Consider the following 22,327-nt stretch of genomic DNA (forward strand, 5'->3'; position numbering starts at 1 on the left):
CACAAGCGCCGGCGTGGACACGCCCGAAATCTTCGACCGCCGCCTCCGCCGCCTGCGCCGCGACCGTGCTGCGCGGGGCTATGACGGCTTCCTGCGCGACTTCATGCTCGAGGGGATCGTCGACCGGCTGGGGGCGGTGACGCGCAGCTTCGGCGAAGTGCTCGACCTGGGTGCGGCCGATCACAGCTTCGCCCTGCCTGGCGCCCGCGTCGTCCGCTGCGATCCCGGTGCGCTGTTTGCCCGCGGCGGCGTGCAGGCCGACGAGGATCGCCTCCCCTTCGCCGACGCGAGCTTCGACCTCGTCGTCTCGGCCGGCGTGCTCGACCAGGTCAACGATCTGCCTGGCGCGCTCGCGCTGATCCGGCGCGTGCTGCGGCCGGACGGGCTGTTCCTCGGCGCCTTCGCCGGCGCCGGCAGCCTCGCCACCTTGCGCGCGGTGCTGCGCGAGGCCGAGCCCGGCGTCGCCCGGCTCCACCCGCAGATCGACGTGCGCTCGGCCGGCGACCTGCTCGTCCGCGCCGGCTTCGCGCTGCCGGTCGCCGATACCGAGCGGCTCGACGTTCGCTACGCCAGCATCTTCAAGCTGTTCGCCGACCTGCGCGCGACGGCCTCCACCAACCTGCTCGTCGACCGCACGCCCCTCACCCGGGAGACGCTTGCCCGCGCCGCTCAGGTGTTCATGGACCGCGCCGATCCCGACGGCCGCACGCCCGAGCGCTTCGAAATCGTGTTCCTGACCGGCTGGGCGCCCGATCCCTCGCAACCCAAGCCCGCCCGCCGCGGCAGCGCAACTGCCAGCCTCGCCGCAGCACTTCGTTCCAACTAGACGCCAGATCAGACAAGCGCGTCGAGCAGCCCGATCAGCGGCTTGTCGGCGGGGGGCATCTCCAGCCGGTGCAACTCCACCGGCCGGACCCATTTGAGTGCGGCGGCATGTCGCGGCTCTGCCGTGCCCGACCATTTTCGGCAGACGTAGAGCAGCAGCAGGAGATGCTTTTCCCCGAGAGGCTCGCTGGCAAAGGCGGCCGGGGCCAGGCAGGCCGCTTCCACGCCGATCCCCAGCTCCTCGGCGAGCTCGCGGATCAGCGCTCCTTCCGGCGTCTCACCCGGCTCGATCTTGCCGCCGGGGAATTCCCACAGGCCCGCCATCGGCTTGCCCGGTGGACGTTGCTGCACCAGCACGCGCCCGTCGGCATCGATCAGCGCCGCCGCCGCGACATGGAACAACTCCGCGCCCCCCAATGACACTTCGTTAATCCTCCGCCTTTAGCTTCACGGGCGATCGACCGGAGACCGATCGCGAATGCGCATCATCATGACCGCCCTGCGCCGGCTCGTCGGCGACCGCAAGGCCGCGACGGCCGTCGAATATGGCCTGATCCTGGCGTTCATCGTCATCGCGATGATCGTCGCCCTGCGTGCCATGGCCGATGCGACCACCGGCATGTGGGGCATGGTATCGGATACCGTTTCCTCCGTCATGGGCTGACGCAGCAAAACTCTCCGACGCCTTAAACCTTTCTCAACCTCCCGCCCCCTAATCTGCGACCGCTGTCCAGGGGTCACCCGGGGCGGCCGGGTGACTGAAGCTTCCAATTGGGGAAACCGACATGCAGAAGATTCGCAACTTCCTGAAGAATCGCAAGGGCGCGACCGCCATCGAGTACGGTCTGATCGCCGCGCTCATCGCCGTTGCCGCGATCGCCGCGATGCAGGGTCTGGGCAACTCGCTCAGCAAGACCTTCAACAATGTTTCGGGTCAGATGAACGCCAAGACCGGCTAATCTAAGGCCTACATCCAAGGAAAAGGGCAGTGGAGTTCCGGCTCCACTGCCCTTCTTTTGCTATTCGACAGATAATCGCGGTCGACCCTAAAACCGGCCGATCTTAAGGAACTTCGTGCGCCGCGCCGCGCGCACCGCCGTCGGCTCCTGCCCGTCGAGCGCCGTCAGTTCCTCCCACAGCGCATCCCCCAACGAGGCAATCGCCGCCGCCGGATCGCGGTGTGCGCCGCCAAGCGGCTCGGGGACGATACGGTCGATCACACCCAGCGCCTTCAGGTCCTGCGCCGTGACCTTCATCGCCTCCGCCGCCTCGGCCGCCTTGTCCGCCGTACGCCATAGGATCGACGCGCAGCCCTCCGGTGAGATCACCGAATAGACCGCGTGCTCGAACATCAGTACGCTGTTGCCCGTCGCCAGCGCCACTGCGCCGCCCGAGCCGCCCTCGCCCACCACCGCGGCGATCAGCGGCACGCCCAGCTCGAGACACGCCTCGGTCGAACGCGCGATCGCTTCCGCCTGGCCGCGCTCCTCCGCCTGCACGCCGGGGAAGGCGCCCGAGGTATCGACCAGGGTCAGCACCGGTAGGCCGAAACGGTCGGCGAGCTTCATCAGCCGGATCGCCTTGCGATAGCCCTCGGGCTTGCCCATGCCGAAATTGTGCTTGAGGCGGCTCGCGGTGTCGTCGCCCTTTTCGTGGCCGATCACCATCACCTTGCGGCCGCGGAACATGCCGAGCCCGCCGATGATCGCCTGATCGTCGGCAAAGGCACGGTCGCCGGCGAGCGGCATGAAATCATCGACCAGCGCGGCGATGTAATGCTTGTAGTGCGGCCGGTCGGGATGGCGCGCGACCTGCGTCTTCTGCCAGGGCGTCAGCCGCGCATAGGTGTCGCGCAGCAGCTTGTCCGACTTGGCCTGCAGCTTGGCGATCTCGGCATCGATGTCGATGCTGCTGTCCGCCGCGCTCTCGCGCAGCTCGTCGATCCGGCCCTGCAGCTCGGCGATCGGTTTCTCGAAGTCCAGGAAGTTTGCCATGAGCGCGCCTGCGGTTAGGCCCGGCGGAGCGGCACGTCAACGAGCGGATGGCGCTGGTTGACCAGCTCGACGAGCCGCCGGCTGTCGACATGGGTGTAGATCTCGGTGGTGGCGATGCTCGCATGGCCCAGCATCGCCTGCAGCGCGCGCAGGTCCGCGCCGCCCTCCAGCAGGTGCGTGGCGAAGGCGTGGCGCAGCACGTGGGGGCTCACCCGCTCGGGCGGAATGCCGGCCTCCGCCGCCAGTCCCTTGACGATCTGGTAGAGCCTGACCCGCGAGAGATGCTTTTTGCCCGACGGGAACAGCCACGCGCGATCGCTCGCGACATGGTCCCGCCACACCGCCACGGCGGCGCGCGCGCGATCGGAGATCGGCACCAGCCGCTCGCGTCCTCCCTTGCCGCGCAGGATTAGATAGGGCCGGTCGGGCTGCACCGCGTTGCGCGGCAGCGACACCAGCTCGCTCGCGCGCAGCCCCGATCCGTAGAGCAGCTCGACCAGCGCGGCGAGCCTCAGGTCGTTGGGATCGGCCGGCACCCGCGCGATCCGTGCCTCGACCGCGGCGAACATCGCATCGACATCGGCGGTCGACAGCACCTTGGGCAGCGGCCGCGCGGTTCCCGGGCGGGGCAGCGCGGCGCCGGGGTCGTCGCTCCTGAGGCCCTCATCGGCCAGGAAAGCGAAGAAGCGCCGGAGCGCCGCCGACTTGCGCGCCACGGTCGACCGCGCCAGCTCCGCCCAGCCGCCCGCGAGCCGCTGCAACGCCTCCGCGTCGGCGGAGCCGAGCCGTCCGCCCAGCACTTCCGATGCCAGCATCAGGTCGCTGCGATAGGCGGCGATGGTATTCCCCGCCGCCCCGGCCTCCGCCGCCAGCATCTCGAGGAAGCGCTCGACCAGCGCCCGATCCTCACCGGCAGGCATCAGAGCCGCGCGATCGCCTCCGCGGCGATCATCCGCGCCTCGCCTTCGAGGCCGACCGCGCGCAGCGCCGCGACGCTGTGGAACAGCACTTCCGGCGGCACCCCCCGCCAGCTCGTCGTCTGCATGCCCACACCGGCGAGCAGCAGCACCGTGCCCGCTTCGCCCCGCGCCGCCGCCGCCTCGATCGCGCGAGTCCAGCTGTTCTCCAGCCCGAAGCGCACGTCGAACGACCGTCCGAGCCGCTGCGCCTCGTCCTCGGACAGCCGCCCGAGCCCGGCGAGCCCGGCGAGCAGCATCCGTGCCTTCAGCCGCTCGGCATCCTGATCGCCGCTGCGATAATCCTCGACGTCGCCGGGCCGTACCCGGCCTCCGCGCGGATCGGTGAGCGCGATCATCGCCCAGGCATCGCCCGCCCGCTGCGCCACGCCGCGCCAGCGCGCCGCCATGGTATCGAGCCCACCGGTCAGCATCGAGGCCACGAGCCGATCGGAATCGCCCGCGAGGTCCTGCGCCGGCGCGACCCGTGCCGCCGCTCGCGCGGTCAGGATCAGCCGCGCGAAGCGTTCGCGCACCGTCTCGCCGCTGTCCCAGATCTGCCGCAGCGCGCCGATCCGTTCCTCGGGCGTCGCGCCGGTGAAGGCGGTCTGCAGATCGTTCGCCCGCGCGCCCGCTGCCGAGGTACTTTCGCCGCCGGCAGCGATCTCGCCATAAAGATCAGCCAGCGCCAGGCTGGAGAGCACGCCCTGCGCGGCCGCCATGTCGGCGACGCCGACCCGATCCGCCGGCTCGATCATCGGCGACGTCGCGCGCCACGAGGCGACCTGCGCCCCCACGGTGCCGAACAGCTCCGCCGGGATCTCCACGCCGGTCGCGGTGGCGAGCCCGTAGCGCCAGATCGTCAACCGGTCGACGCCGTTCCATTCGGTCGGCTCGATCGTCACCGAACGGCCGCCGCCGGCGCCGACCACCTTCTCCGCCAGCAGCGCGTCGAGGGTGCGCCCCATGCCGCGCCGCGCGGACTGGAGCTGCTGCCCCGCCTCGCGCGGCTTGCCGGCGAGCGCGGAGCACATCGCCTTGGCGAAAGCCCAGCCGCGTTCGTTCGATACGCCCGACGCGGGCTCCGCCAGCGGGCAGAGACCCGCCGGATCGCCGGTGGCGAGCATCGCCTGCATCGCCACCTGGAACAGCTTGGGCGTATAATCCTCGGTATCGACGCTCTGCACCACCGCGCGCGCCACATCGGCCTCGCCCATGCGCAGCAGCAGCCAGGCGCGTTCGGCGGCGAAGTCGGCGCCGTTGACGCCCGGCGGCGGCGCCAGCCGCGACGCCAGCGCGCGGCGCAGCGCGATCGACAGCCAGCGTGACGGCAACGGCGCGTCGAGCCGCCGCATCAGCAGCTCGATCGTGCGGCCATTCGCACGCCCGAAGGCATTCAGATCCACGCCGCCGCTGTTCGGCCCGATCGCGCCGAGCTGGTTCAGCGGCCGCTTGGCATAGGCCGGCAGCTCATAGGCAGAGAGGTCGACCGGCGTCGGCGTCGCGGTGGGCGTCGGCGTAGGTGTCGGCACGGCGCCCGGCGGCAGCAGCTCGACCGGCGGCGGTGCCACCGCCGGAGCAGGCGCAGGCGTACCCGGCTGCGCGGGCCGCGACGCGGGTGCCGGTCCCGGCGCCGGGGTCGGCGCGGGCGCGGCCGGCTCGTTGAAGCCGGGCGGCAGGATCGATTCGGGGGCGTTCTGGCGGCTGCTGGCGAATCCCGCGCCCGCCGCAAGCGCCAGGGCGAGCGCGCCGAGCCCGACGCTAGCTGAGGTTTTCAAGCGCGACCGCCTTCTCGACCTTCACCGGAGCCTTCTCGCTATTCCGTCCCGCCAGCCAGAACATGCCGCCTACGAGCACGACGAGAATGAGGAGGAGAATGACCAGGGAACGCGACATGACCAACCTTTGCGGACTTTTGTTACGGGCCTTTTGCCCGACCGGCACCCTCGCTGTATAGCCCCCGCCGACGATGTTGCACTCCCCACCTCGCAAACCGCTCTGGACGGGCAAGCCGATCGTACTGGTAGGGCTGATGGGCGCCGGCAAGTCGACGGTCGGCCGCCGCCTCGCGATGCGGCTCGGCCTGCCCTTCATCGATGCCGACAGCGAGATCGAGACTGCCGCCGGCATGACGATCACCGAGATTTTCGACACCTTCGGCGAGCCTTATTTCCGCGACGGCGAGCGCCGGGTGATCGCGCGCCTGATCGACGGCACGCCCAAGGTGATCGCGACCGGCGGCGGCGCCTTCATCAACGACGACACGCGTGCGCTGATTCTCGATCAGGCGCTGGCGGTGTGGCTGGATGCGCAGCCGCAGGTGCTTGCCGATCGCGTCGCGCGCCGCGATACGCGTCCGCTGCTCCGGGGCCGCGACCCGCACGACGTGCTGTCCGACCTCGCCGCCAAGAGGAATCCTTATTACGCCATGGCCCCCATCCGCGTGCCCAGCAACAACGCCCCCCACGAGCATACCGTCACGGCGATCCTGAAGGCGCTGGGGCTGTGACGATCGTCCGCGTCGACCTCGCCGACCGTAGCTATGACGTGGTCATCGAAAGCGGTCTGTTGGGACGCGCCGGCGAGCGCCTCGCCCCGCTCTCCCGCCGCCGTCCGATGGCGATCGTCACCGACGAGAACATCCGCCCGCATCTCGCCACGCTCCAGGCGAGCCTTGCGGCGCACGGCGTCGCCAGCGAGCCGATCGTCCTCCCACCGGGCGAATCGACCAAGAGCTGGGCGAGCCTCGAATCGCTCACCGACCGCCTGCTGGAGCTGGGCGTCGAGCGCGGCGATCATGTCATCGCGCTCGGCGGCGGCGTGATCGGCGACCTCGTCGGCTTCGCCTGCGCCATCCTCAAGCGCGGCTGCGGCTTCGTCCAGGTGCCGACCACCTTGCTGGCCCAGGTCGATTCGTCAGTCGGCGGCAAGACCGCGATCAACGCCCGCGCCGGCAAGAATCTGATCGGCGCCTTCCACCAGCCGAACCTCGTCCTGATCGATCCCGACGTGCTCGACACGCTCCCGGCCCGCCAACTGCGCGCCGGCTATGCCGAGGTCGTCAAATACGGCCTGATCGACGATTTCGCCTTCTTCGAATGGTGCGAGACCAACGCGCCGAAGCTGCTCGCCGGCGACGCGGCGGCGCGCGAATATGCGATCGCCCATTCGGTCGCCGCCAAGGCCCGCATCGTCGCCGCCGACGAACGCGAGACCAGCGGCACGCGCGCGCTCCTCAATCTCGGCCACACTTTCGGCCATGCGCTGGAGGCGGAGACCGGCTTCTCCGATCGCCTGCTCCACGGCGAGGGCGTGGCGGCGGGCATGGCGCTCGCCTTCGCCTTCTCCGCGGCCCAAGGCATCGCTCCTGGCCAGGACGCCGAGCGCGTCGCCGCGCACCTGCGCGCGGTCGGCCTCCCCGACAGCCCGGCGGCGGCAGGCATCGATGCGGACGGCGAGACGCTGGTCGCACACATGCTTCACGACAAGAAGATGGATGCGGGCACCCTCCCCTTCCTGCTCGCGCGCGGGATCGGGCGGACCTACCTCGACAAGACGGTAGACCTGGCGGCGGTAGCGACGTTCCTCGACGCGCACCGCGCCACCTGATCTCCGTCAGACGCAACAAGGGGGGCATGGTGAACGGAGTGATCGGGATCGTCGGCGTGATCGTGCTGCTGCTGGCGGCAGGCGGCGTGCTCGGCCTCATCGATCGGAAGCATTTCTCGCCACGCTGGCTGCTGGTCGCCGCCGTGCTGGTGCTGCTCAACGACGCGCTGCTGACCCGCTGCTACGGGCTGCTGCCGGACGTCATCCCCGCCGAGTGGAACTGGCAGGGCAAGATTCTCGCGCTCGCCGCCACGCTGGCGATCGCCGCGCTCCCGGCGTTCGGGTGGCGCGCATCAGGTTTCACGCTGCGCCAGGCACGAGGGAGCCTCGTCGCCAGCATACCGGTCGCGCTGGTCTACTGCCTGTTCTTCGTCGGCATCGCCCTCACCTTCCCCGACGGTCCGGCATCGCGGGAGACGGTCGCCTTCCAGCTCACCATGCCAGGGCTGGAGGAGGAACCCTTCTACCGCGGCATCCTCCTGCTCGCGCTCGATCGCGCCTTCACCAGGCGAGTGCGGCTGCTGGGGGTGGATTGGGGCTGGGGCGCGGTGCTGTCGTGCGCGCTGTTCGGCCTCGCCCATGCCTTCGGCTTCTCCGACGGCAGCTTCTCGTTCGATCCGCTGACGATGGCGCTGACCGCACTACCCTCGTTCATCGCCGTATGGCTACGCCTGCGCACGGGAAGCCTGCTGCTTCCCGTCCTGCTTCACAACTTCGGCAACTCGATCTCGCTGATGATCTGAGCCTAGGCGCGCCCCGCGCTCCACGCCAACCACAGCCACCCGGCGATCATCGCCGCGCCGCCGATCGGCGTCACCGCGCCCAGCCAGCGCGGCGCGCCGAGCGCCATCGCATAGAGCGTGCCCGCGAACACCGCCCCGCCCAGCACGAAGCACCACGCCGGCCCCGATGCCGCCATCCGCGCCGCCACCAGTGCCGCGACCGCGTGGATAAGCTGATACTGGCCGCCGGTCCTGAGCCATTCCGCCGCCTGCCCCTCGGCGCCATGCGCACCGAACGCGCCGGCCGCCACCGCCAGCGCGCCCGACAGCGCCGCCAGAACCGAGACCAGGTTCATCCGCAATCCTCCCCTAGCGTGTCGCGCAGGTTGCGCGGCGTGACGATCATCGTGTCGCGCGCCGCGCGGATGTCGCCCGATTCGAACTGAATCTTGAGCCGCTCGCGGTCGCGGGCGCGATAGAGGTCCTCCGTCCGCCGGATCTCCTCCTCGTCGACGCCGACCGCCGCCATCGCCTCGCGCGCCATGCGGATCGCCGATTCGATCAACTCGCGCACCACACCCCGCGTCGGCGAGCCTCGCAGCTTGAGCAGCTGCCGCCGATCGAACGCACGCACAAAGATGGCGGCGTTGGGAAACGCCTCATGCACCGCCTCGACCAGCTCGGCATCGACCCTGTCGCCGTCCATGCAGAACAGGATCAGCTCCGCTTCGCCCGCGCCCGCCTGACGCAGCAGGTCGACGCGCGTGCCGTCGCCATAATAGACCTTGGCGCCGAACTCGCCGGCGACGTCGATCATCTCGATGTCGGTATCGACCAGCGTGACGGCGATCCCCTGCGCCAGCAGCATCTGCGCCACCGTCTGCCCGAACCGGCCATAGCCGACGATGATCGCGTTGGAGCCGTCGGCCGTGGGGCCCTCGCGCTCCTCCTGCACGATCGGCTCCGCGCGCATCCGCCGCGTCGCCATCATCAGGAACGGCGTCGTCGCCATCGACAGCGTCACGATCGCGCCGAACAGGCTCGCCGCCTGCGGCTCGATCAGCCAGGCGTTCTGCGCCTGCGCGAACAGCACGAAACCGAATTCGCCGCCCTGGCTCAGCAGCAGCCCCAGCGCGAGCGCCCCGCGCCAGCTCATGCGGAAGGCGATGCCGATCAGGAAGATCACCAGCGCCTTGGTCGCGACCAGGGCCAGCGCCATCGCCGCGACGAACAGCGGCCGCTCGGCGATCGCGGTGAGGTCCAGCGTCATGCCGACGGTCACGAAGAACAGGCCGAGCAGGATCGACCGGAACGGCTCGACGTCCGCCTCCAGCTCGTGCCGATAGGGCGAATCGGCGAGCATCATGCCCGCGATGAAGGCGCCGAGCGCGGTCGACAGTCCCAGCATCTGCATGATCGCCGAGCTCGCGATCACCGTGAACAGCCCCGCGAACACGAACATCTCGCGCTCGCCCAGATTGCCGATCAGCCGGAACAACGGACGCAGCAGGAAGCGACCGGCGAGCACCAGCCCGACGATCGCCGCGACCGTATAGACGAACAGCACCCACCCCGGCGGCCCGGTGGCATCGGCCGGGTTACGGCTCATCGCGGCGATGATCGTGATCATCGGCACGATCGACAGGTCCTGGAACAGCAGGATCGAGAAGGCACGCTCCCCGAATGGCGTGCGCAGCCGCCCCGCCGACTGCAGCATCGGCAGCACCTGCGCGGTCGAGCTGAGCGCCAGCGGCAGGCCCAGCGCGAACGCAGCCGCGACCGAGAATTTCGCGCCGAATCCGATGATCGCGGCGATCGCCAGCCCGCACAGCACGACCTGGAGCAGCCCGAGCCCCAATATGTCCTGCTTCATCCGCCACAGCCGCGACGGGTTGAGCTCGAGCCCGACCAGGAACAGCAGCAGGGTGATGCCGAGCTCGGAAAACTCCATCTTGGTCTCGGCCCCGCCGACGAGACCGAGCAGCTGCGGCCCAACGACCGCGCCCGCGACCAGATAGCCGAGGGTCGCCCCCAGCCCGAGCCGGCGGAAGATCAGCACGAACACCAGCGCGAAGCCGAACATCGGCACCATGTCGCGCAGCAGTCCGGCGGTGGCGTGCGCCCCTTCGCTCATCGGCCGGCGCCCTGGCGGGCGGCCTCGGCAACGGCCTCGAAGGCCAGACGGATCGAGGGATGCCGCGCGCTATGCGGCAGCGCCGGCGCGAGCAGGTCGAGCCCCGGCCAGTCCGGCGGCGTCTCACGCTCGCCGGCAAGCCACGCGGTCAGCGCATCGCGCGCCTCCTCCAGCTCCGCGACCGACCGCCCCACCGCATGGCTCGCCATCAGCGAAGCGGAGGCTTGCCCCAGCGCGCAGGCCCTCACCACCATCCCGATCGCCGAGACGCGGCCATCGCCGCCTATGTCGACCTCGACCGTCACCCGGCTCCCGCAGATCGGCGAGCGTTTCTCGGCCGACCCCATCGGCACCTCCAGCCGCTGCTGAAAGGGTACGCTGGCGGCGAGGCGAAGGATTTCGGTGTTGTAGAGCGGCGCGTTCACATCCGCCATGTAGGCGGCAAATCCGCCGCCGCCCAGCCCCTCATCCGGCTGCGATCATGAAACGGAGATTGACGCTCCTGCCCGTCGATCTACCTCTTGCGCACGAAGGGTCGAGGGAGCGGATGACGATGAGATTGCGCTGGCTGCTGACAGGGCTGCTGTGCACGCCGCTTCCCGCACAGGCGCAGCTTGTGGCTGTGGGCCTGGACGCTGATGCGCGGATGGTGGACGGAGAGGTCGTGCCGCCCCCGGCACCTCCACCGGATCGCGTGGTCTTCCTGGAGTTCCGTGACGGCCGCGCCCTGAATCGCCGTGAGGTCGAGGTACCGATCAGCTTCCAGGGACCACCCTCGGCAATCGCCTTCACGCAAGACCGGCGAACCGCCTTCGTCACCGCGGCGACCGGCCGCACGCCCGCCGAGCCGGACAAGATCGGCCCGGCGGACCTGCTCATCGTCGTCGATCTTGCCGGAAACCAGCCGCGCGTCGTCCAGACCCTGCATCTCGGCGCCTCCCCCGCATCGCTTGCCCTCAGCCCCAACGGCTCGATGCTGGTCGTGCCGCACGCAGACGACGACAGCGCCACCATCCTGCGCGTGACCGGCGGACGCGCCGCGATCGTGGAGCGGGTTCGCTTCGCCAAGGGCGCGCGCCCGCTCTCCGCGGCTTTCGTGCCCGCGGGAGATCGCGTGCTGATGACCTTCGCCGGCCAGAACGTCACCCGCCTGTTCGCGGTGGAGGCCGGACGCCTGAAGCCGGAACCGCTCACGGAACTCAGCGCGGGCGTTTACCCAGCCGCGCTCGCGGTCTGCGGGACCAGCGGCCTTGCCGTCGTCGCCAACTATGGCGTGGTGAGCGGCGATGCGGACACCGTCAGCCTCATCGACCTCACCGGCGACCGCCCGCGCGTGATCGACACCGCGACGGTCGGCCCCGCGCCCGAGGGCGTCGCCTGCTCACCCGACGGCCGCCGCGTCGCCGCCGCGATCCAGAACATGAGCACCGTCCCGAGCAGCAATCCCCGCTACGCGCCGGTCAGCAAAGTCTTTCTCCTCTCGATCGAGAACCGCCGCCTGATCCGCCGTGCCGAGGCCGACATCGGCGCCTGGTCACAGGGCGTGGCGTTCGTCGAGAACGGCACGACATTGGTGGCCGAGAGCATCGGCGACCAGTCGCTCCACGTCTTCCGCATCGTCAATCACCAGCTGGAGGCGGCGGGACCGCCGATCCGATTCGAGAGCGGCGGACCGGCATCGCTCGGCGTCTCCCCAGAGTAGTCCGCGACGGCATCGCCTCGGACGCCCTCGATGACGAGGCTCACTCCTCGGCCGGTTCCGGCTCAAAGGTATTGCCGTCCATGACGAACCGCACGCGCTCGACGCACCCCGTATATCCGGTGGAGGACGCCGGCTTCCGCGCCATGGAGATGATCGCCGTCGCCGCCCGGCCGAAGTCCTCCGAGGGCTAACTCGCGACCGCCTTCGCATTGCCGGTCTCCCCCCACGGCGCCACGTCGAAGGTGACGATCGCCCAGCCTTCGATCGAACGGCGGCGCCAGTTCCGCGGATAGGTGAGGACGGGTTTCCTCTCCCACCCACCGTCCGTGGGGCAGGTCGCATCCTTCGGCCTCAACGTCTCAGGCCCCGGGCTTTCCGGCGCGGCCAGGCGCGTGGCGGCGCGGACATAGGGCCTGAGGCAGCCGCGGCGGGGACCCTCCGTCTGGCGGGACTGCGACAGCGCCTCCGTGGCCGCGCGATCGAGCGCGGCGTTGCCGTTGCCGCTCATCTTGGCGATCCGCTTCGGCCTGCCCTGCGCATCCAAGTCATAGGACAGCAGCGTCCAGTCGCGCGCGCCGGGCGCTGCTGGCAGCCGCGCGTAATCCGGCGAGACCGCGACCAGCCAACGCGGCCGCGGCGCCCGGGCGCAGTCCGCGCCCGCAGGACGGATACGGTCCCAGCCGGCCTCCGGCAGCTTTCCGTTGAGCGGCGCCAACGAATAGGAAATGAGGTCGCCGACCGGCGCCTCGGCCAGCGGCACCGCATCGGCGGTATAGGTGACCTCGCACGCGCCCTGCGCCCCGGCGATGTCGAGCCGCGACGCCGCGAGCGACGGCGCCAGATCCTCCGCGCCGGGCGCCCAGCTGCTCCCGACATGGGTGATGGACAACGGCCGCCCATCCGCATCGATGCGGAAGCGATACGTCTGCGACGTCGGCTTGGTCTCGCCCCACAGCAGGGCTGAATAGGGCCGCCGCAACTGCGCTGCCGGGATCGCGAGGTCGCCGCACCGCACGTCGCCTGCTGTCCAGCGCTGGAGCGCCGCAGCCGCGACCGGCGCCGGCGCGACGATCGGGGACGGCGAAAACACCTGTGCGTCCGCGCCCACGGCCGATACGACACCCGCTAAAGCCAAAGCGATATTCAGCAGTCCCATCACCCCCTCTTTACCGGCATGGCCGGCACCTCAGGACACTTCTCGCCTCTCAATCCGAATTCTTCGCCGCACCCGCATTCTCCGACGCGCTGAAGCCCGACGCCTCGAACACCGGCTCGCCCCGCCGCCGCTTGTCGACGAAATCCGCGATGCTGGCGCTGGTCGCGTTGAGCAGCGGATAGGTGCGCGACGTCGTGATCCACGCGGGCCGGCGCTTGGCGCCGCCGCCGATCGTGTCGATCACCAGCACCACCAGCAGGAAGCCGAGGCTCGCCAGGATCAGGCCCTTGAGCGCCCCGAAGCCGAACCCCAGCGCGCGGTCGACCGGCCCCAGGACCGAGCTGCGCGTCCGCGATCCGATCGCATTCGCCACCAGCCGCCCGCCGAACCAGGTCACGCCGGCGATGATCGCGAACGCCAGCGTCGCCGCCCCCGCCGCGGTTCCCACCACCCCGGCGAACAGCGTGGAAAGGGGCGTGTGGAACAGCTTCAGCGCGAACACGACGAAGATCCACGCCATCAGCGACAGCACTTCGGTGACGAAGCCGCGCAGCAGTCCCAACACCGCTGCCCCGCCAACGGCAATCAGCACAACGATGTCGAGTGCGGTCAGGCCCATATGATCGATTCCCGTCCCCCGCCGCCCGCGCCACGCGAACCGGCTTTCCCGGTCCGCTATCCCCGCCCCAGCAGATGGTCAACGAACCGCCCGAGGTTGCCGAAGCTCGCGACCTCCACCGCCGCGCCTTCGCTTCCCTGCTTGGCCGGCACCAGCGCCCGGCCGAATCCCAGCTTCGCGGCCTCCTTGAGCCTGAGCGCGCCATGCGCCACCGGCCGCACCTCGCCCGACAACGCGATCTCGCCGAACGCCACCGCGTCGGCCTCGATCGGCCGCTCGCTCAAGGCGGAGACCAGCGCCGCCGCCACCGCCAGGTCCGCCGCCGGGTCCTGCACGCGATACCCGCCCGCGATGTTGAGATAGACCTCGCATGACGAGAGGCTGAGCCCGCACCGCGCCTCCAGCACCGCCAGGATCATCGCCAGCCGTCCCGAATCCCAGCCGACCACCGCCCGCCGCGGCGTCGCGCCGGAGGCGAGCCGTACCGTCAGCGCCTGCACCTCGACCAGCACCGGCCGCGTCCCCTCCAGCGCCGGAAACACCACCGTCCCCGCCACCGTCTCGTCACGCGCGGTGAGGAACAGGCTGGAGGGATTGGCGATCTCGCTGAGCCCGCCCGCTTCCATCGCGAACACGCCGATCTCGTCAGTGCCACCGAAGCGGTTCTTGGTCGCACGCAGGATGCGATACTGGTGGCTGCGCTCGCCTTCGAAGGCGAGCACGGTATCGACCATGTGCTCCAGCACGCGCGGGCCCGCAATCGTGCCGTCCTTGGTGACATGCCCGACCAGCACCAGCGCCGTCCCCCGCTCCTTGGCGAAGCGGATCAGCTCCTGGGCGGAGGCGCGCACCTGGCTCACCGTCCCCGGCGCGCCTTCGATCAGGTCGGAATGCATCGTCTGGATCGAATCGATCACCAGCAGCGCCGGCGCCGCGCCCTCTCCCAGCGTCGTCAGGATGTCGCGCACCGACGTCGCCGCCGCGAGCCGCACCGGCGCGCGCCCGAGCCCCAGCCGCTGGGCCCTCAGGCGCACCTGATCCGCCGCCTCCTCGCCCGACACATAGGCAACCGCACGCCCTGCGAGCGCCAGCCGCGCCGCCGCCTGCAACAACAGCGTCGATTTGCCGATCCCCGGATCGCCGCCGATCAGCGTCGCCGACGCTTCGACGAAGCCCCCGCCCAGCGCCCGGTCGAGCTCGGCGATCCCGGTTGCCATCCGCTCGGGCAAGGGAATCGCGGCGTCGAGCCCGCTCATCTCGATCGCGCGCCCGCCCGACTGCAGGTTGTGGCGCGCCTGGAACGGCGTCACCACCGCGCCTGCATCCTCGACCAGCGTGTTCCACTCTCCGCAATCCGCGCATTGCCCGGCCCATTTGGACGAGACCGATCCGCACAGCTGGCAGACGTAGCGCTTCTGGGGTTTGGCCATGCGGAGCGGCTTAGCCGAACCGGAACGATAAGGGAACATGGCAAAGCGGCACCTTCTCAGCCCGGCAGGGGTAGGCTATGCACCGCACGCTCGTTCAGGGAGAGCGTCATGCGGTCGATCCTGGCCTTTGCCCTATGTCTCTCGCCGGCGGCGGCGAACGCGCAGGACGTCTGGGGATGGAGCGTGCTCGTCCCGTCCTACACCGGCACCGACACGCTCGGGCTGCACCTGCGCGACAGGATGAACCACGCCGATCGCACGGGCCCGGCGCAGCGCGAGGAGCGGCGCCCGGTCGCCAAGGCACCGGTCGCGACCTTCCGCTATGCGCCCTCGCGCGAGCGCCGCGCCGCCAACCTCGCCCGCTTCGTCGAAAGGAGCCGGGCGATCGATCCGAAGGGCGCGGACGGGCTCGCGCAATTGTTCGCCCAGGGCGACATCATCGAGCGGATACGGCCGGAGCTGGCGAAACATGGCCTCAGCGTCGACGACGTCGCCGATGCCTATGCCGTGTGGTGGATCAACGCCTGGCAGGCGAGCCGCGGCCTGTCCGGCGACGTGAGCGATGCCGCCACCGCTTCGGTGCGCCGTCAGGTGACCGAGGCGATGGCCGCGACGCCGGCATTCCGCGGCGCAGGCGACGCCGCCAAGCAGGAAATGGCGGAATCCTTCCTCATCCAGGCGGTGCTGCTGGCAGGCGCCGTCGAGCAGTCGAAGGGCAACCGCGCGCAGCTGGACGCGGTGAGCCGGGCCGCGGTGCAGGGCGCGCACGGCATGGGGATCGACCTGCCTGCGATGACGCTGACCGACGACGGCTTTGTTCCCGCCGATCAGGCCGGCGCAGCCCGGCCTCGGCCCGGCGGAGAGCCGGTCGAGCTCGCCCGGCGATAGGGCGATCGGTCGCAGGACCATCGACATAGCGCGGCGCGCCCCACCCGATACCCTCTCGCCGGCGCGGCACCTGCCCGCGCTTCGGGGTGGAGTTCGCGCGGCGCGGGCGCTATCGGCGCGCGCCATGCACCCTTCCGACCTTCGCGTCGCCATGTTCAGCGGCAACTATAACTATACCCGCGACGGAGCGAACCAGGCCCTCAACCTGCTGGTCGGCCATCTGCTCGAGCGGGGCGCCGCGGTGCGCGTCTATTCGCCGACGATCGATCCGCCCGCCTTTCCGCCGACCGGCGACCTCGTCAGCGTGCCGAGCTGGACGATGCCGGGCGGCCGCAAGGAATATCGCGTCGCGCGCGGCCTTCCCGCCCGGACGCAGCGCGACCTCGCCGCCTTCGCACCCAATCTCGTCCATGTCTCCGCGCCGGATATCCTCGGCCATCGCGCGATCAGCTGGGCGCGACGCCGCGGCATTCCCGTCGTCGCCTCGCTCCACACCCGGTTCGAGACCTATTTCCGCTACTATCACATCGGCTTCCTCGAGCCGCTGGCGATCCGCGCGCTGACGCGCTTCTACAACCGCGTCGACCAGGTGCTGACCCCGGGCCAGTCGACCGCGGATATCATCCGGTCGTGGGGCGTCACCACCCCGATCGGCATCTGGTCCCGCGGCGTCGATCACGACCGTTTCAATCCCGCGCGTCGCAGCCTCGAGTGGCGCCGCTCGCTCGGCATCGCCGACGACGAGGTGGCGATCGGCTTCCTCGGCCGGCTGGTGCTGGAGAAGGGGCTCGACATTTTCGCCGACGTCTCGCGCGAATTGAAATCGCGCGGCGTCCCCCATCGCGTGCTGGTGGTCGGCAAGGGTCCGGCGCGCGACTGGTTCGCCGAGCGCGTCCCCGACGCGGCCTTTGCCGGCTTCCAGCGCGGCGACGATCTCGGCCGCGCCGTCGCCTCGATGGACATGCTGTTCAATCCCAGCGTCACCGAGACCTTCGGCAACGTCACGCTGGAGGCGATGGCGGCGGCCGTCCCGGTCATCGCCGCACGCGCGACCGGCGCGGTCGACCTCATCGAGGAGGGCGTCAACGGCCATCTCGTCCCCCCTCGCGACGTCGGCGCCTATGCCGACGCGATCGCCCACTACGTCCGTGACGGCGAAGCCCGCCGCGCCGCCGGGGCAGCGGGTCATGCCAAGGCGGCCGCCTATGTGTGGGATGCGGTCAACCAGGTCGTGCTCGACGCCTATCTGGAGGTGATGGCGCGCAGGACGCGGGGCTGATCCCTCACTCCGCCGGAAGGACGCTCTCACCCCGCAAGGGGCAAAAACCCGCCATCTCCGGCCGCAGCCGGTACACGCGCTGCGGCAGCGAGCCGATCCGCACTGCCCCGACCACCCGATAGCGTTCTGCCAGCACCCGCTCCACCTCGCGCACCGCGGCGGGGTTGCTGTTGTCCTTGGCCGCCCGCACCACGATCGTGCCGGGACAGCGGCCCAGCACGCGCCGCAGCTCCATCAGCGGATCGACCCCGATCGCCCGCGCCTCGCGGGTCTGGCTCAGATGGCTGCGGAACAGATAGGGCGTCAGCGTGCACGAGCGCGTGAGATGGTAAAGGATCGGCTCCGCCCCGAAGCCGAACATGCACCCCGCCGGCCGATCGCCGATCATCCGCACCAGCGAGGCGATCGCCTTCGCGTTCCCGCGCCGCTTCACATGATCACGGACGGTAAGCCCCGCCAGCACCAGCCCCAACAGCAGCAGCGGCACCACGATCCGCCACTCGAGCCGCCGCGCCTGCCCCGCCCGCGCGAACATCGGCGCTGCGGCGACGCTCAGCGGCACCAGCACCGGCAGGAAATAATGCGCCTTGAACGATTTCCCCAGCAGCACCGCCAGGATGGCGACTCCCAGCCACAGGAGCACGAATCTCATCGCCCGCCGCTCCGCCGGTGATGTCGCCGGTCGGCGCCGAACGCTCACTGCAGCGCAGGCGAGCAGCGGCAGCAGCCCGACCACGGCGAGCGCCACATAGGTGATCCTCTCGACCGCCGTATCGACGGCCTCCTGGTCGAAGATCGAAACGAAATTGGCATAGGCAAAGGCGGCGCCGTGTCCCGCCACGGCATAGCCGGCATAGGCGACCAGCGTCGGCAGCATCGCCGTACCCGCCCACAGCGCCGCGTCGCCCGCCAGGCCGGGCAGCGTCGCCCCGCTGCGATGCCGCCGCCAGACCAGCGCCAAACCGAAGAGCAGCCCCTCGAACAGCACGGTATATTTGATCTGGATGGCGATCCCCACCAGCGCCATCGCCGTCACGCCACGCCAGCGCGCGCATGCGCCGCTCGCGTCGCTCACTACGTCGACCATGATCAGCGCCGCCCCGGCCATGGCGAGGTTGAAGAACAGCGGCGCCTGCGCGCCCGCTCCATCGAAGATCAGCAGCCAGACGAGATAGACCACGCCCGCCACGACCGACGGCACGGCACCGGTTCGCCGCGACGTGATGCAAGCGACCAGCCACGCCGTCGCCGCCGCCGACAGGGTCGCGGCGACCTGGCAGGCGATGATCCCGTTCCCGCCGCCGATCCACCTGGCGGCGGCGAAGATCAGGAACAGTCCGATCGGCTTCCTGTCCCAGATGTCGACGAACGGCAGCGCTCCGTGCAGCATCCGGTCGCCGACGAGCAGGTAGAATTGCTCGTCGCTGTGGATCACCGGATTGCCGAACAGGGGAAAGCGCAACGCAAAGGCGATGAGCAGCAGGATCAGCGCATACCCCATGTGGAGCCGCTGTCGATCGCCTGTATTTTCATGGGGTTGGAGATGCATCGGCGCCTCCTTGCCCTCCTTTTGCGCGGAAGGCCATCGACGCGCGATCGGCGATCGGCGCTACGCTGTCCCGGAACGGCGCAGCAGGCCCTCCATCAACGCACGGAACGCCGGAATCGCCCTCCGCGATGCCTCCCGAGGATCATCGGCATTGGCGATCCACTGCGCCGCATAGGTCGAGGCACCGCAGACGAGCCGCGCGGTCGCTTCGGCATCGACCGGCTCGACCAGCCCCTCGGCCTGCAGCCGCTCCAGGCTGGCGCGCAGCGCGGCGACGCAGCCTTCCGTGTTCGACCAACGGAACGGATCGCCGAGCACCGCCGGTCCGTCGCGCAGCATGATCCGCTGGATCTCCGGCTCCAGCGCCAGCTCGACATAGGCGATATTCTCGGCGACGAAGCCCTCCCAGGGGGAAGCGGCCTTTGCCGAAACCTTGTTCAGCCGCACCGCGATCTCGGCGTCGATCTCAAGCAGCACCGCCTCGAACAGCCCCTTCTTGTCCCCGAAATGGTGATAGAGCGCGCCGCGCGTCAGCCCGGCCTCCGCGGTGAAGTCATCCATCGACGCCTCTGCATAGCCCTTCTCGCCGAACGCCTTGCGCGCCGCGGCGATCAGCCGGGCGCGGGTCTCTGCCGCCGTTTCCGCGCGGGATTTCGCCGCCATCGTAATTCGCTCCGCCCAGGCAGTTGACATACGCGTCGTATGTCACCACCTATTTCACATACGACGCGTATGTAAGCCATCCGACCGACGTCGCCAAGTCGAGGGGGCCAAGCCGAGAGGGCACGAGCATGACCAATCCCTATGCAGCGATCTTCCGGGCGCGGGGTGCGAAGGGCTTCGCTGCCGCAGCCTTCGTCGCCCGGCTGCCGATCGCGATGGCGCCGATCGGCATCGTCACCATGCTCTCGCAGAGCCGCGGCGAATATTGGCTGGCTGGCGCGGTAGCGGCGACATTCACCCTCACCAACGCCGTCGCCGCGCCGCAGATCTCGCGGCTGGTCGACCGCCTCGGGCAGTTCCGGCTGCTGGTCCCGGCCACGACGATCGCGGTGCTGGCCTTCGCCGTACTGATGATCGCGACCCACCGGCAATGGCCGGCCTGGACGCTGTTCGCTGCGGCGCTGGCGGCGGCGGCGATGCCCAGCATCCCGGCGATGGTCCGCGCCCGCTGGACCGAGTTGTTCCGCGACCGGCCTGAGCTCAACACCGCCTTCGCCTTCGAATCCGCCGCCGACGAGCTGGTCTACATCGCCGGCGCCTCGCTGTCGGTCGGGCTGAGCGTCGCCCTGTTCCCGGAGGCAGGAGTGCTCGCCTCGACCCTCTTCCTCGCGCTGGGCACCACGGCCTTCGTCCTGCAGCGCGGCACCGAGCCGCCGGTCCGCCGCACCGGATCGGGGCCGGGCAAGTCCGCAATCCTGCTGCGGCCAGTCCAGCTCGTCACGCTGACGCTGGTGTTCGTCGGCGCCATCTTCGCGACCGCGGAGGTGAGCACCGTCGCCCTCACCCGCGATCTCGGCCAGCCGGGCGCCGCCAGCCTGGTGATCGGCGTCTATGCTGCCGGATCGTTCGTCGTCGGCGTGATCGTCGGCGCGCTCAACCTCAAGGCGCCGCTGCAGCGCCAGCTGCTGGCCGCGCTCGCCGTGCTGCTGATCACGACGCTCCCCCTGCTGCTGGCCGATTCCGTCCCGCTGCTGGCGCTGACCATCTTCCTCAGCGGCGTCGCGGTCTCGCCGACCTTCATCACCGCTTTCGGCCTGGTCGAGCGCAGCGTCCCGTCCGCGGTCCTCACCGAAGGCGTGACCTGGGTGACGACCGGCATCGGCATCGGCATGGCGCTGGGGGCGTTCGTCTCCGGCTGGGTGGTCGACGAATTCGGCGCGCGCAGCGGCTTCCTGGTATCGGTGGGCGCCGCCGTGACGGCCCTGTCGATCGTCGCGCTGGGCCAGCCGGTGCTGACCCGGGCGCTCGGCACGGACCACCGGGGCTAGGGCCGATCGACATTCAAATCCTCCCCTACAAGGGGAGGTGGCGGCCGCGCAGCGGCTGACGGAGGGGTGTCCCCCCTGTCACACACCTCCACCATTCGCCTGACGGCGAATGGTCCCCCTCCCCTTGCAGGGGAGGATTTTGGGACAACGCCGCCGCGCCGCCGGTATCTGAATGTCGATCGGTCCTAGGACGGCGATCGTCAAGACGCCGCGCCGGCAGCGAGCGTTTGCGCCGCCCTGGGCCGAGACCGCACCAGCAGATAGAATGCGAGGACATGCGTGATCATCAGCGCGGGCACGTAGAGGATCGGAATCCAGTAGGTCGCCGCCAATTCCCCTGCCAGTTCCGGCAAGCGAACCTGGGCGCCGTGATAATAATTGATGAGAAGATCGGCCGTTCCCACCGCATTGAAGGCCACGACGAGCAGCCAGAACAGCGGACGCACCCGGACGGTCAGCAGCGCCAGCATGGCGAGGACCCCGGCGACGAAATCGCCATAGGCGGCGGGCACCGCGAAGCCCGTGGGCAATTCCCGGCCGACCACGCCTGGAAGGATGAAGGCTAGGCCGAAGAAGCGGAAGCTGTGCAGCGTGGCAATCGCCCGCTGCGCCTCGACAGGGTCCATCGACTTCAGCCTGGGCAGCACATAGGTGCCGAGGAGGAGCCAAGGCACATAGCCAAGGATCATCTGGATTCCGAAAATGGTCGACGGCGCCATATGCACCTCCTGTCGGGACTATCCCGCACGGGCTCGATGATGGATTCGGGCGTATCGCGTGCTATGCATGGTACCGATGGGTACCATAGTCAAGGGACAAAATGTGAGGATGACAACCGGAGCTCCGCCATCGCCGATGGATAGGGGGGCTGGCGCCGCCCGAATGCGCATCATCGATGCCGCGTTCGAAACCTTCAGCGCGCGCGGCTATTCGCAGACGAGCATGTTGGAGATCGCGACCCGCGCGAAAGTCTCCAAACGCGAGCTCTATGCCTTGGTCGGCAACAAGCACGACATGCTGGTCGCCTGCATCACGGAACGAGCGGGGCGCTTGCGCGCGCCGGCCGACATTCCCGAGCCTCGCGATCACGATAGTCTCTTCGATGCGTTGGCGACCTTTGGGAAACGGCTCCTGCGCGAGATCAGCGACCCGATCGTCCTCGGCGTCTTCCGGCTGGCGATTGCCGAAGCCGAACGGACGCCGGAGATCGGGCGCGCGCTGGATGCGATCGGCCGAGCGGCGGCGCGGAGAGAGTTGGTGACCCTGCTCGAAAAGGCGCAGGGACACGGCCTTTTGCGCGGAGGAGACCCCGCTGACATGGCGATCCGGTTCCTGGCGTTGCTCTGGGGCGACCTCATGATCGGTCTGCTCCTTCGCCTCGTCGAACCGCCGTCGGCGGAGGAAGCCGGGCGTCGGGCTCGCGACGCCGCCTCAGCCTTCGTGCGTCTACAAGCGGCTGGGACCTAGGGTCTT

Annotated in this window: 25 protein-coding genes; 11 read left to right on the forward strand and 14 right to left on the reverse strand. The window is 69.8% G+C overall.

Annotated features, from left to right (window positions below; genetic code table 11):
* The first annotated feature begins 13 nt into the window (after positions 1–13).
* Positions 14–826, forward strand: a complete 813-nt coding sequence (locus tag LZK98_RS13430) for a class I SAM-dependent methyltransferase (RefSeq protein ID WP_233782879.1) — start codon at positions 14–16, stop codon at positions 824–826.
* 8 nt (positions 827–834) lie between these two features.
* On the opposite strand, the gene LZK98_RS13435 is transcribed toward LZK98_RS13430, so the two are convergent.
* Entirely contained in the window at positions 835–1,242 is a 408-nt protein-coding gene (locus tag LZK98_RS13435; RefSeq protein ID WP_233786586.1) for a (deoxy)nucleoside triphosphate pyrophosphohydrolase, read from the reverse strand.
* A 73-nt stretch (positions 1,243–1,315) separates the two neighbouring features.
* Here LZK98_RS13435 and LZK98_RS13440 point away from each other — a divergent pair, with 73 nt between their 5' ends.
* Entirely contained in the window at positions 1,316–1,489 is a 174-nt protein-coding gene (locus tag LZK98_RS13440; RefSeq protein WP_233782880.1) for a Flp family type IVb pilin, read from the forward strand.
* Between the two features lie 121 nt (positions 1,490–1,610).
* Complete coding sequence (locus LZK98_RS13445; protein ID WP_233782881.1) at positions 1,611–1,784, forward strand: Flp family type IVb pilin; 174 nt, start codon at positions 1,611–1,613, stop codon at positions 1,782–1,784.
* An 87-nt stretch (positions 1,785–1,871) separates the two neighbouring features.
* On the opposite strand, the gene LZK98_RS13450 is transcribed toward LZK98_RS13445, so the two are convergent.
* From LZK98_RS13450 to LZK98_RS20540, 4 genes are read right to left on the reverse strand one after another with little or no spacing between them, the layout of a single operon-like run.
* Positions 1,872–2,819, reverse strand: a complete 948-nt coding sequence (locus tag LZK98_RS13450; protein ID WP_233782882.1) for an acetyl-CoA carboxylase carboxyltransferase subunit alpha — start codon at positions 2,817–2,819, stop codon at positions 1,872–1,874.
* A gap of 14 nt (positions 2,820–2,833) precedes the next feature.
* Complete coding sequence (locus LZK98_RS13455; protein WP_233782883.1) at positions 2,834–3,739, reverse strand: tyrosine recombinase; 906 nt, start codon at positions 3,737–3,739, stop codon at positions 2,834–2,836.
* Entirely contained in the window at positions 3,739–5,553 is a 1,815-nt protein-coding gene (locus LZK98_RS13460) for a hypothetical protein (RefSeq protein ID WP_233782884.1), read from the reverse strand. Before LZK98_RS13460 ends, LZK98_RS13455 begins: the two co-directional genes overlap by 1 nt.
* Positions 5,537–5,671 carry a hypothetical protein gene (locus LZK98_RS20540; RefSeq protein ID WP_264757851.1) on the reverse strand — a complete coding sequence of 45 codons (135 nt, stop codon included), beginning with the start codon at positions 5,669–5,671 and terminating at the stop codon, positions 5,537–5,539. The genes LZK98_RS13460 and LZK98_RS20540 overlap by 17 nt, the downstream gene beginning before the upstream one ends.
* Before the next feature lie 136 nt (positions 5,672–5,807).
* On the opposite strand from LZK98_RS20540, the gene LZK98_RS13465 reads away from it, so the two are divergent.
* From LZK98_RS13465 to LZK98_RS13475, 3 genes are read left to right on the forward strand one after another with little or no spacing between them, the layout of a single operon-like run.
* A complete protein-coding gene (locus tag LZK98_RS13465; protein WP_233782885.1) occupies positions 5,808–6,284 on the forward strand; it encodes a shikimate kinase in 477 nt (158 codons plus the stop codon).
* Positions 6,281–7,384: a 3-dehydroquinate synthase gene (aroB, locus tag LZK98_RS13470; RefSeq protein WP_233782886.1), complete on the forward strand. Its 1,104-nt coding sequence runs from the start codon at positions 6,281–6,283 to the stop codon at positions 7,382–7,384. Before LZK98_RS13465 ends, aroB begins: the two co-directional genes overlap by 4 nt.
* A gap of 26 nt (positions 7,385–7,410) precedes the next feature.
* Positions 7,411–8,127: a CPBP family intramembrane glutamic endopeptidase, BDIM_20840 family gene (locus tag LZK98_RS13475; protein ID WP_233782887.1), complete on the forward strand. Its 717-nt coding sequence runs from the start codon at positions 7,411–7,413 to the stop codon at positions 8,125–8,127.
* A 2-nt stretch (positions 8,128–8,129) separates the two neighbouring features.
* Here LZK98_RS13475 and LZK98_RS13480 read toward each other — a convergent pair whose 3' ends face one another.
* The 3 genes from LZK98_RS13480 to LZK98_RS13490 are packed head-to-tail and all read right to left on the reverse strand — an operon-like array spanning position 8,130 to position 10,665.
* Positions 8,130–8,462: a DUF423 domain-containing protein gene (locus tag LZK98_RS13480; protein WP_233782888.1), complete on the reverse strand. Its 333-nt coding sequence runs from the start codon at positions 8,460–8,462 to the stop codon at positions 8,130–8,132.
* Positions 8,459–10,240, reverse strand: coding sequence for a cation:proton antiporter domain-containing protein (locus LZK98_RS13485; protein ID WP_233782889.1), 1,782 nt, complete (start codon positions 10,238–10,240; stop codon positions 8,459–8,461). The genes LZK98_RS13480 and LZK98_RS13485 overlap by 4 nt, the downstream gene beginning before the upstream one ends.
* Entirely contained in the window at positions 10,237–10,665 is a 429-nt protein-coding gene (locus LZK98_RS13490; protein WP_233786587.1) for an iron-sulfur cluster assembly scaffold protein, read from the reverse strand. Before LZK98_RS13490 ends, LZK98_RS13485 begins: the two co-directional genes overlap by 4 nt.
* 122 nt (positions 10,666–10,787) lie before the next feature.
* Between LZK98_RS13490 and LZK98_RS13495 the strand changes: the two genes are divergently transcribed.
* Positions 10,788–11,942, forward strand: coding sequence for a YncE family protein (locus tag LZK98_RS13495; RefSeq protein ID WP_233782890.1), 1,155 nt, complete (start codon positions 10,788–10,790; stop codon positions 11,940–11,942).
* 187 nt (positions 11,943–12,129) lie between these two features.
* On the opposite strand, the gene LZK98_RS13500 is transcribed toward LZK98_RS13495, so the two are convergent.
* The 3 genes from LZK98_RS13500 to radA all read right to left on the reverse strand — a co-directional run bounded on the left by LZK98_RS13500 (position 12,130) and on the right by radA (position 15,147).
* Positions 12,130–13,032 carry an energy transducer TonB gene (locus tag LZK98_RS13500; protein WP_233782891.1) on the reverse strand — a complete coding sequence of 301 codons (903 nt, stop codon included), beginning with the start codon at positions 13,030–13,032 and terminating at the stop codon, positions 12,130–12,132.
* Between the two features lie 115 nt (positions 13,033–13,147).
* Positions 13,148–13,717 (reverse strand): CvpA family protein, encoded by a 570-nt coding sequence (locus LZK98_RS13505; RefSeq protein ID WP_233782892.1) that lies wholly within the window; start codon positions 13,715–13,717, stop codon positions 13,148–13,150.
* A gap of 56 nt (positions 13,718–13,773) precedes the next feature.
* On the reverse strand, positions 13,774–15,147 hold the full coding sequence (radA, locus tag LZK98_RS13510; RefSeq protein ID WP_233782893.1) for a DNA repair protein RadA: 1,374 nt from the start codon (positions 15,145–15,147) through the stop codon (positions 13,774–13,776).
* Positions 15,148–15,255: 108 nt separating this feature from the next.
* On the opposite strand from radA, the gene LZK98_RS13515 reads away from it, so the two are divergent.
* Positions 15,256–16,035: a DUF6683 family protein gene (locus LZK98_RS13515; RefSeq protein WP_233782894.1), complete on the forward strand. Its 780-nt coding sequence runs from the start codon at positions 15,256–15,258 to the stop codon at positions 16,033–16,035.
* Positions 16,036–16,159: 124 nt separating this feature from the next.
* Positions 16,160–17,314 carry a glycosyltransferase family 4 protein gene (locus LZK98_RS13520; protein ID WP_233782895.1) on the forward strand — a complete coding sequence of 385 codons (1,155 nt, stop codon included), beginning with the start codon at positions 16,160–16,162 and terminating at the stop codon, positions 17,312–17,314.
* A gap of 4 nt (positions 17,315–17,318) precedes the next feature.
* Here the strand turns inward: LZK98_RS13520 and LZK98_RS13525 are convergent, their stop codons facing one another.
* Both LZK98_RS13525 and LZK98_RS13530 read right to left on the reverse strand, forming a co-directional pair.
* Complete coding sequence (locus tag LZK98_RS13525) at positions 17,319–18,815, reverse strand: hypothetical protein (RefSeq protein WP_233782896.1); 1,497 nt, start codon at positions 18,813–18,815, stop codon at positions 17,319–17,321.
* Between the two features lie 108 nt (positions 18,816–18,923).
* Positions 18,924–19,526 (reverse strand): TetR/AcrR family transcriptional regulator, encoded by a 603-nt coding sequence (locus LZK98_RS13530; RefSeq protein WP_233782897.1) that lies wholly within the window; start codon positions 19,524–19,526, stop codon positions 18,924–18,926.
* A 128-nt stretch (positions 19,527–19,654) separates the two neighbouring features.
* Here LZK98_RS13530 and LZK98_RS13535 point away from each other — a divergent pair, with 128 nt between their 5' ends.
* Positions 19,655–20,854 (forward strand): MFS transporter, encoded by a 1,200-nt coding sequence (locus LZK98_RS13535; protein WP_233782898.1) that lies wholly within the window; start codon positions 19,655–19,657, stop codon positions 20,852–20,854.
* A 200-nt stretch (positions 20,855–21,054) separates the two neighbouring features.
* Here LZK98_RS13535 and LZK98_RS13540 read toward each other — a convergent pair whose 3' ends face one another.
* The gene (locus tag LZK98_RS13540) at positions 21,055–21,573 is read right to left on the reverse strand and encodes a hypothetical protein (protein ID WP_233782899.1); all 519 of its coding nucleotides are present in this window, start codon (positions 21,571–21,573) and stop codon (positions 21,055–21,057) included.
* Between the two features lie 163 nt (positions 21,574–21,736).
* Here LZK98_RS13540 and LZK98_RS13545 point away from each other — a divergent pair, with 163 nt between their 5' ends.
* The gene (locus LZK98_RS13545; RefSeq protein ID WP_233782900.1) at positions 21,737–22,321 is read left to right on the forward strand and encodes a TetR/AcrR family transcriptional regulator; all 585 of its coding nucleotides are present in this window, start codon (positions 21,737–21,739) and stop codon (positions 22,319–22,321) included.
* The last annotated feature ends 6 nt before the right edge of the window (positions 22,322–22,327 follow it).

Origin of the sequence: Sphingomonas cannabina, assembly GCF_021391395.1 — a bacterium.
Classification (GTDB): Bacteria; Pseudomonadota; Alphaproteobacteria; order Sphingomonadales; family Sphingomonadaceae; genus Sphingomonas; species Sphingomonas cannabina.

Excerpts from the sequence above, each read along its gene's own strand:
- radA (WP_233782893.1), bottom strand. The coding sequence starts at position 15,147 with ATGGCCAAACCCCAGAAGCGCTACGTCTGCCAGCTGTGCGGATCGGTC.
- LZK98_RS13495 (WP_233782890.1), top strand. The coding sequence starts at position 10,788 with ATGACGATGAGATTGCGCTGGCTGCTGACAGGGCTGCTGTGCACGCCG.
- LZK98_RS13440 (WP_233782880.1), top strand. The coding sequence starts at position 1,316 with ATGACCGCCCTGCGCCGGCTCGTCGGCGACCGCAAGGCCGCGACGGCC.
- LZK98_RS13535 (WP_233782898.1), top strand. The coding sequence starts at position 19,655 with ATGACCAATCCCTATGCAGCGATCTTCCGGGCGCGGGGTGCGAAGGGC.
- LZK98_RS13515 (WP_233782894.1), top strand. The coding sequence starts at position 15,256 with ATGCGGTCGATCCTGGCCTTTGCCCTATGTCTCTCGCCGGCGGCGGCG.
- LZK98_RS13445 (WP_233782881.1), top strand. The coding sequence starts at position 1,611 with ATGCAGAAGATTCGCAACTTCCTGAAGAATCGCAAGGGCGCGACCGCC.
- LZK98_RS13485 (WP_233782889.1), bottom strand. The coding sequence starts at position 10,240 with ATGAGCGAAGGGGCGCACGCCACCGCCGGACTGCTGCGCGACATGGTG.
- LZK98_RS13455 (WP_233782883.1), bottom strand. The coding sequence starts at position 3,739 with ATGCCTGCCGGTGAGGATCGGGCGCTGGTCGAGCGCTTCCTCGAGATG.
- LZK98_RS13475 (WP_233782887.1), top strand. The coding sequence starts at position 7,411 with ATGGTGAACGGAGTGATCGGGATCGTCGGCGTGATCGTGCTGCTGCTG.
- LZK98_RS13540 (WP_233782899.1), bottom strand. The coding sequence starts at position 21,573 with ATGGCGCCGTCGACCATTTTCGGAATCCAGATGATCCTTGGCTATGTG.
- LZK98_RS13505 (WP_233782892.1), bottom strand. The coding sequence starts at position 13,717 with ATGGGCCTGACCGCACTCGACATCGTTGTGCTGATTGCCGTTGGCGGG.
- LZK98_RS13520 (WP_233782895.1), top strand. The coding sequence starts at position 16,160 with ATGCACCCTTCCGACCTTCGCGTCGCCATGTTCAGCGGCAACTATAAC.
- LZK98_RS13480 (WP_233782888.1), bottom strand. The coding sequence starts at position 8,462 with ATGAACCTGGTCTCGGTTCTGGCGGCGCTGTCGGGCGCGCTGGCGGTG.
- LZK98_RS13465 (WP_233782885.1), top strand. The coding sequence starts at position 5,808 with ATGGGCGCCGGCAAGTCGACGGTCGGCCGCCGCCTCGCGATGCGGCTC.
- LZK98_RS13450 (WP_233782882.1), bottom strand. The coding sequence starts at position 2,819 with ATGGCAAACTTCCTGGACTTCGAGAAACCGATCGCCGAGCTGCAGGGC.
- LZK98_RS13545 (WP_233782900.1), top strand. The coding sequence starts at position 21,737 with ATGCGCATCATCGATGCCGCGTTCGAAACCTTCAGCGCGCGCGGCTAT.
- LZK98_RS13525 (WP_233782896.1), bottom strand. The coding sequence starts at position 18,815 with ATGGGGTATGCGCTGATCCTGCTGCTCATCGCCTTTGCGTTGCGCTTT.
- LZK98_RS13530 (WP_233782897.1), bottom strand. The coding sequence starts at position 19,526 with ATGGCGGCGAAATCCCGCGCGGAAACGGCGGCAGAGACCCGCGCCCGG.
- LZK98_RS20540 (WP_264757851.1), bottom strand. The coding sequence starts at position 5,671 with ATGTCGCGTTCCCTGGTCATTCTCCTCCTCATTCTCGTCGTGCTCGTA.